This is a genomic window from Paracidovorax sp. MALMAid1276 (assembly GCF_049198005.1).
Taxonomy (GTDB): Bacteria; Pseudomonadota; Gammaproteobacteria; order Burkholderiales; family Burkholderiaceae_C; genus Acidovorax.
Map to the genome: position 1 here is coordinate 1 of NZ_JBMIRS010000022.1, position 6,345 is coordinate 6,345.

Consider the following 6,345-nt stretch of genomic DNA (forward strand, 5'->3'; position numbering starts at 1 on the left):
CAAGCACGCATTACCGCCACGGCCGTCCCCCAACCGTTCGGGCTGAGCCTGTCGAAGCCGCGCAGAACGCGTCCACACGCTCAACGGGAAGGGATATGGGCGACCCGCGCCCGAAAAGCGCGGGTTTCGGTCAAGGAGTCCGTCTGTGACGAAACTCCGCTACGTGGGGTCCGGGTACTTCTGCGCAATGTTGCGGAAATCTTCCGCCACGTCCACGAAGGCGTCCACCATGTCGGGATCAAAGTGCGAGCCCTTGCCGCGCACGATGGTGCTGCAGGCTTGGTCGTGCGAAAACGCGGGCTTGTACACGCGCTTGCTGATCAGCGCGTCGTACACATCGGCCACGGCCATGAGCCGGGCTGACATGGGGATCTCGTCGCCCTTGAGCCCCTCCGGATAGCCCGAGCCGTCCCACTTCTCCTGGTGGCTGTAGGCGATCTCCTTGGACACGCTCAGGAAGGCCACGCGCATGCCCAGGCGGCGCTCGGCTTCTTCGATGGCGTTGCGGCCCAGCGTGGTGTGGGTCTTCATCACCTCGAACTCTTCCACCGTGAGCTTGCCCGGCTTGAGCAGGATGCTGTCGGGGATGCCGATCTTGCCAATGTCGTGCAGCGGGGCGGATTTGTAGAGCAGCTCGATCATGCGGTCGTTGAGCGCGTGCTCGAACCGGGGGTGGTGGCGCAGCCGCTCGGCCAGCGTCTTCACATACAGCTGGGTGCGCCGGATGTGGTTGCCGGTTTCGTTGTCGCGGGTTTCGGCCAGCGATGTCATGGCCATGATGGTCACGTCCTGGATGGCCTGCACCTCCAGCGTGCGCATGGCCACCTCGCGCTCCAGGTACAGGCTCTTGTCGCGCAGGAAATCCGCCGTGGCCTTGAGCGCCAGGTGCGTGTTGACGCGCGCAAGCAGGATGGGCGGGCTGATGGGCTTGGTGATGTAGTCCACTGCGCCCAGGGCCAGCCCCATGCGCTCGTCGTCGGGGTTGGAGCGCGCAGTGAGGAAGATCACGGGAATATCGCGCGTGGCGGGCAGCGCCTTGAGGCGGCGGCACACCTCGTAGCCGTCCAGCTCCGGCATCATGATGTCCAGCAGGATCAGGTCGGGCGGTGCCTCCGACTGGGCGATCTTCAACGCCTTTTCGCCATGGTTGGCCACCTTCACCAGAAAGTGTTCGCGCAGCAGGCTGCCCATGAGCGTGAGGTTGTCCGGCGTGTCGTCCACCACGAGCACGGTGGCAATCGGCTTTTCCACATAGGCAGTCTGGCGGGAGGCAAACGGCACGTTGTCCATGAATAGATCCTGCAAGTTGCGCCGCTCAGGGGATGTGAACGGCGGGGTGCTCCGGGCCCGGCACTGCGGCGATCACCTCCAGTGCCTGCTCGTAGTCAAAGTTCAGGGTGTGCGCCTCGACCCGCTTGAACGCGTCTCCCAGCGTGGCCTTCAGCACGGCCCCATTGTGTTTCAAATAGTCGGTGGCCGCTGGGTCGTCCTGCGCCAGCAGCTCGCGCAGCTTCTGCAGCGTGTCCTGCGGGTCGGCCGATGCGCTGGCGGGCGCCGTGTCTGCCATCAGCGGCAGCACGGTCTCGTGGCCACCGGGCGCGGCCTGCACGGCCTGCGCAGACCAGTCCCGCAAAGCGGACAGCAAGGGCATCAGGGTGGCACCCAGGTCCACCAGCAGCTGCGCGTACCGGTCGGCGCTGGCGCGTTCGCGCACCGCGCTCTCCAGCGCCTGCGCGCGCTCGGCCACCGGCTCGGCGCCGATGTTGGCCGCCACAGACCGCAGGGTGTGGGCCAGGCGCTCGGCCAGCTCCATGTCCTGCACGGCCAGCGCCCGCTGCAGCGCATTGACCACATCCGACTGACCTTCGCCGAAGCGGCGCAGCATCTCGGCATACAGCGCAGGCTTGTTCAGCGCGCGCTGCAGGCCCAGTGCGGTGTCCAGCCCAGGGGCTTGCGGCGCCGGCAGGGCGGGCGCCGCAGCGCCGCGCGCGGGCGCCTGGGGCGCGCGCGGCAGGGGCATCAGCGGCGGTGCGCCCGTGGGCGGCGCGCCCAGCCCCGGCCGGGGTCGTATCCACCGCGCCAGCGCGGCCCACAGCGCCGCGGGCTCGATCGGCTTGGCCACGTGGTCGTTCATGCCGGCGGCAAAGCAGCGCTGGCGATCGGCGTCCATGGCGTTGGCCGTCATCGCGATGATGGGCAGCTGCGCATGGCGCGGGTCGGCCCGCAGCGCGCGCGTGGCGGTCTCGCCGTCCATGACGGGCATCTGCATGTCCATCAGCACCACGTCGTAGTGCTTGCGCCCGATGCGATCCATGGCCACCCGCCCGTTTTCCGCCACGTCCACGGCAAAGCCGGCGTCCTGCAGCAACTCCACCGCCACCATCTGGTTCAGCTCGTTGTCTTCGACCAGCAGCACGTAGGCACCACGGATGGCCAGGGGCAGCTCGTCGGCTGCGGGCGCGGGCGTCACGATGCGGCGGGCCAGGTGCGTGGAATGCTCCTGCGGCTGCATCAGGGTGTCGAACAGCAGCGAGGCGTTGACGGGCTTGATGAGCACCGTCTCGATGCCCTGGGCCCGGGCCGCGCGCATCACGTCCTCGCGGCCGTAGGCCGTCACCATCAGCATCTGTGGCACCTGGGGCATGCCCAGGCTGCGAATGTGGCCGGCCAGCTCGATGCCGTCCATGCCCGGCATGTGCCAGTCCAGCAGCAGGAGCCCGAACAGCCGCTGCTGCACCATGGATTCGCGCAGCCGGTCCAGGGCCTCCAGGCCCGAGTACGCCTGCTCCACCTCGAACCCCATGGACAGCAGCATGTCGGACAGCACCGTGGCGGCTGTGTGGTTGTCGTCCACCACCAGCACCCGGCTGCCGCGCAGATTGGGCGGCGGCAGCAGCGCGCGCGCGGGCGCACCGCGCTCGAGCGGCAGCGACACCCAGAAGGTCGAACCCTTTCCGAACGTGCTTTCGACCCCCACTTCGCCGCCCATGAGCTCGGCCAGGCTCTTGCAGATGGCCAGGCCCAGGCCTGTGCCGCCATAGCGGCGCGTGGTGGAGGTGTCAGCCTGCTGGAAGCTCTGGAAGAGCCGGCCGGACTGCTCGGGCGTGAGGCCGATGCCCGTGTCGCGCACTTCGAAGCGCAGCATCACGCGGTGCCCGGCAGACTCCAGCAGCCGCACGGCAATGCTGATCTCGCCGGACTCGGTGAACTTGATGGCGTTGTTGGCGAAGTTGATCAGGATCTGCCCCAGCCGCAGCGAGTCGCCCACCAGGTTGGGCGGCACGTTGGCCCCCACATCGCACACCAGCTCCAGGCCCTTGGCTCCGGCCTTGTAGCCCACCACGTCGGACACGCTCTGCAGCATGCGGTCGATCATGAACGGCTGCTTTTCCACCGTGAGCTTGCCGGCCTCGATCTTCGAGAAATCGAGGATGTCGTTGATCACGCCCAGCAGGTGCTGGCCGGCCTGCTGGATCTTGCTCACGTAGTCGTGCTGGCGCGGACTCAGGCCCGACTTGAGCGCCAGGTGCGACATGCCGATGATGGCGTGCGGATCTCGTGGCTCATGTTGGCCAGGAAGTTGGACTTGAGCGCGGTGGATTCCTCGGCCAGCTCCTTGGCGCGGCGCAGCTCTTCTTCTGCCTGCTTGCGGTCCGTGATGTCCACAAAGGTGCCGATGGCGCCGCCCGGCGTGCCATCGGGCCGCGAGAAGCCGTGCAGCCAGAACATCGTGTGGTGGATCTGCCCGTCGGCATACGGCATGTCCACCACCTTGTGCACCGATTTCTCGCCGTGCAGGGCTTCGCGCGCGTCTTCGACGAATTGCTGGCGCTGGCGCTGCGGCAGGAAGCCGAGGTCCATCACCGTCTTGCCGATCAGTGTTTCGCGCTCCACGCCAAAGGCTTGCTCGTAGGCGCGGTTAAAGCCGATGTAGCGGCCATCGGCCCCCTTGTAGAACAGCGGCACGGGGATGGCGTCGATCAAGGCCTGCTGGAAGTCGCGCTGCTCGGCCACCTGGGCCTCCAGCAGTTTCTGGTCGTGGATGTCCACGTTCACGCCCACCACCCGCACCGCCACACCCGCTTCATCGCGGAAGATGCGCGCGGCCGACATGAACCAGCGCACCTCGCCATCGGGCCGCACGATGCGCCAGGAGTCGCGCAGGTCGCTGCCCGTGCCCTGCAGCTGCTCGGTGAAATGCGCCTCGGCGCGGCCCCTGTCGTCGGGGTGCAGCCGCTCCAGCCAATCTTCCCGCGTGCGCACCGCATCGCCCGGCGGCAAGCCCATCATCGACACCAGCTTTGCGCTCCACAGCACCTGGCCGCTGTGCAGGTCGATGTCGAACACCCCGATCTTGCCGGCCTCCTGGGCCAGCTCCAGGCGCTCCTGCGCCTGCCGGACGGCCTGCTCGGCCTGCCGCTGCTCGCTCACGTCTTCGATCACCCAGATGGATGCGGCGTGGTAGCCCTCCATCCGCAGGCTGCGCCCTGCCAGCCGGGCCTCGAACGCACTGCCGTCCAGGCGGTGCAGCGTGGCCGCCTCGCGCAATGCCTCACCGCTGGCCAGGCCCGCAGCAATGCGCTCCGCAAACACATCGTAGTGGCCCCGGCCGCCGAAAAGGGCTGACACGCCCAGACCCAGCAGCTGCGACGCGGTGCCGCCCATCAACTCGATGAAGGCCGGGTTGAACTGGCGGAACTGGCCCTCGCACACCAGCACGATGGGCGGGGCGTTGTCGAAGATGGCCGTCTGCTGTTCCAGCAGCTCATTGAGCAAGCGCTCCCGGCGCTCCAGCTCCTTGTGCGCCTGGATGCGCTCACTCACATCTTCGTGCAGGCCCACGATGCCGATGCGCCGCCCCCGCGCGTCCAGCACGGGCGAGAGCGTGGCCTCGTCGTGGTAGGTGCTGCCGTCCTTGCGCCGGTTGATGAACTGCCCCTGCCAGGACCGGCCCGAGAGCAACGTCGACCACATCTCCCGGAAGGTGTTCGCAGGCGTCTGCCCGCTGGCCACCAGCGACGGTTTTTTGCCGCGCACCTCGTCCAGCGCATAACCCGTGTTGCGCTCGAACTGCGGGTTCACCCAGTCGATGCGGCCCTCGCCGTCGGTGATGACCACCGACACCGGGCTGGCCTCCAGCGCAGCGCCCAGCAGGCGAAAGCGCTCCAGCGCCGCCGCCACGCGGGCCCGGCTGCGCACCAGGTCCAGCAGCAGCAGGCCCACCAGGCTCAGCAGCACAAAGGCGGCGCTGGCCACCTTCAGGCGCTGGCCCGGCGTCATGAGCGTGCTCACATCGTCGAGCACCACCAGCTGCCACTGGCCGCCCGGGTCGTTCCAGTCGATGCCACGGCGCTCCACCGCATATTCCACCCCGTCGACCATCACCGTGTTCGCATCGGGCGCAAACGGCAGTGCCGACGCCAGGCCGTTTTCAAAGTGCCGGCCCATCTGGCGCGATGCACGGATGGCGTCGATGCGCGCCTGCGTCAACGGCGGGGCCACGGCAAACTGCCATTCCGGCCGGGTCGACGCGAACGCCACGCCCTGCGGCGACAGCAGCACGGTGGGCAGGCCCGAACGCTTGAGCAGTGCGTCGAAGATGTCAAATCCCACCTTGAACATCACCACGCCAATGATGGCGCTGGACGGCGTGTCGCTTTCGTACAGGGGGGCGGCGTAATAGAACCCCCGCTCCTGCGAATTGGTGCCGATGGCGGCATACACGCTGACCGCGCCATTGACGGCCTGCTGGAAATAGGGCCGGAACGAAAGGTTGTTGCCCGTGGCGCGGGCGCCTGCGGTTTCGTGCGCCACCACCGTGCCATCGGCGGCCATCACATACACGCCTTGAACCTGGAACCGGCCGCGCGCCACCGCCAGCCGGGCCAGCGCCCGAGCATCGTCGGGCTCCACATCACCGCGCGCCATGTCCTTGAGCAAAGGCTCGCTCAGGCCCAGCAGCGAGACGGCGCCGAGCATGCCGCCGCCCGTGGCCTGGGCCACCAGCGCTTCGGCCGTCTGCTGCAGCATGCGGTTGCGCTCCGCCGCCCGCTCCGCCCCGCGCCACTGCACGGCGGCCTGCACCGCCAGCCAGGCCCCGAAGGCCGCCAGCGCCGCCACCAGCAACAGGCCCCGCCAGCTGGGGGCATCGCGATCCTGCACCTTGTCAAACAACATGCCCACGCCCTCCCTTGCGCGTTTCATGCCGCAGCACCGGCAACGAGCACCCGCCCGGCCTTCTGCACGGTCCGGTCAGTGCGCCGGGTGCAAGAAGGCATCGAGATCTTCCATCGGCCCGGGCCGCCCGAACAGATACCCCTGGAACCCCTCGCACCCGTGCAGCCG

Annotated in this window: 1 protein-coding gene and 1 pseudogene; both read right to left on the minus strand. The window is 68.2% G+C overall.

Annotated features, from left to right (window positions below; genetic code table 11):
* Positions 1-159: 159 nt before the first annotated feature.
* Positions 160-1,290 (minus strand): response regulator, encoded by a 1,131-nt coding sequence (locus tag ACOQFS_RS00765; RefSeq protein ID WP_421561078.1) that lies wholly within the window; start codon positions 1,288-1,290, stop codon positions 160-162.
* Positions 1,291-1,315: 25 nt separating this feature from the next.
* A pseudogene (locus tag ACOQFS_RS00770) lies at positions 1,316-6,204 on the minus strand (PAS domain S-box protein).
* Positions 6,205-6,345: the final 141 nt, after the last annotated feature.